1 protein-coding gene is annotated in these 1,990 nt (G+C 56.0%); it reads left to right on the top strand.

Annotated features, from left to right (window positions below; translation table 11 throughout):
• Positions 1–905: 905 nt before the first annotated feature.
• A partial coding sequence (locus tag VAE48_RS08170) for an Hsp70 family protein (protein WP_322792831.1) occupies positions 906–1,990 on the top strand: 1,085 nt, incomplete at its 3' end.

The following is a 1,990-nucleotide window of genomic DNA, read 5'->3' as shown; positions in this document are numbered from 1 at the left end:
TTCGAATTTTCGTCCCCCTCCCGCCTCCCCCAAAATCGCAGGGGCGATTTTGGGGGAGGTGCAGGTGGGGGTGATGCTCACTGTATGCCACGTTTTGATTTTATCCCGAGATCACGTTGGATTGCCTGTTTTTATTATATCCGGTTAGCGGGTATTTCCGAACATTTTTACTTCCAAAGCGTTCTACATCAAAAGCAGGGCAAGCCAGGCCGTTCCAACAACCTTTGGGGAACCGTCCTTGCGAGCGTGTCGGTCAATCTCCGACTCGGCTTCACACCACCCCCAAACCGCACAGTGGTTTTTGGGGAGGCCGGAAGGGTGTAGTGTGCGCATATTCCGACCTCGCGTTATTTATGTCCTTTTAAGCGAGCGCGGCAATCTCCCACTGGGGGAATTTGCAGGTGTTGTAGGAGACTCCTCGCTGCGCTCGGAGTGACGTTAACAATCGGTTGTCATTGCGAGCGAGCGATAGCGAGCGTGGCAATCTCCGTCTTGGTGGGGTAGCGGGAGACTCCCGCCAGCACTGGTGAGTGTCACTTCGTTCGGAGTAACATTAATTCTTGTTTGTGCCACTGCGCTTGGGATGACGTCGCTGGTTTAATGACCTTGCAAGCGTGTCGGTCAATCTCCTGCACGGCTCGTTCCTGCGCCTCCCCCAAAATCGCATTGTGATTTTGGGCGAGACGGGAGGGTGCTTCCCCAGGCCCGCCATACCCGTTAACAGAATTCCTATAGAGCGTTAATGTTTTTCATGCACAGAGAGAGTATGCTTACTATCGGTCGCAGGGTATTGTCTGGCAAGTTTTGCACTTATCTTCATCCTGTTTTTCAATCCGTCTTTATCTGCCAGTCAATAACCGACGCGGCCTCAAATCCAAATCAGTAATAGAAAGGAGACCTTACCGATGTCGAAAATTATCGGTATAGACTTAGGAACAACCAACAGCGTGGTAGCCGTGATGGAAGGCGGCGACCCGGTCGTCATCACGACTGCGGAAGGCTCCCGCCTTTGCCCGTCGGTTGTGGCGTTCACCAAGAACGGCGAACGTCTGGTGGGTCAAACCGCCAAACGGCAGGCGGTCATCAACCCCGAAAACACCATTTACTCCATCAAACGCTTCATGGGACGCCGCTACGACGAGGTGGAAGAAGAACGCAAGATGGTGCCTTATCAGGTTGTGCGCGGCCCCGCCGGGGATGCCCGCGTCAAAATCCCGCTGACCGGACGCGAATACGCCCCGCAGGAAATTTCGGCGATGATTCTGGCTAAACTGAAAGCCGATGCCGAAGCCTATCTGGGTGAGCCGGTGACCCAGGCCGTCATTACCGTGCCGGCCTACTTCAACGACAGTCAGCGGCAAGCCACCAAAGACGCCGGCAAAATCGCCGGTCTGGAAGTGCTGCGCATCATCAACGAGCCGACTGCCTCGGCGCTGGCCTACGGTTTGGACAAGAAAAAGAACGAGAAAATTCTCGTCTTTGACCTGGGCGGCGGTACCTTTGATGTATCCATTCTGGAAGTCGGCGATGGTGTCTTTGAAGTCAAGTCCACCAGCGGCGATACGCATCTGGGTGGCGATGACTGGGACCAACGCATCGTCAACTGGGCCGTGGATGAGTTCAAGAAAGAACACGGCATTGACCTCAAGCAGGATCGCCAGGCGTTGCAACGGTTGCGCGAAGCGGCCGAAAAAGCCAAGATCGAACTTTCCACCATGATGGAAACGGAGATCAACCTGCCCTACATCACTGCCGATGCCAGCGGTCCCAAACACCTGCAGCTGCGCCTGACCCGCGCCCGCTTCGAGCAGATGACCAAAGACCTGCTGGAACGCTGCCGCGGCCCCTTCGAGGCCGCCCTGCGCGATGCCGGCCTGAAGGCCAGCGACATTGACGAAGTGGTGCTGGTGGGCGGTTCCACCCGCATGCCCATGGTGCAGGATCTGGTGCGGCAGTTGACCGGCAAAGAGCCCAACAAGAGCGTCAACCC

The organism is Bellilinea sp. (assembly GCF_034432615.1).
In the GTDB taxonomy this organism is placed as follows: domain Bacteria; phylum Chloroflexota; class Anaerolineae; order Anaerolineales; family Anaerolineaceae; genus Bellilinea.
The sequence above is the reverse complement of the archived record's forward strand: the minus strand, read 5'-3'. Positions and strand labels throughout refer to the sequence as shown.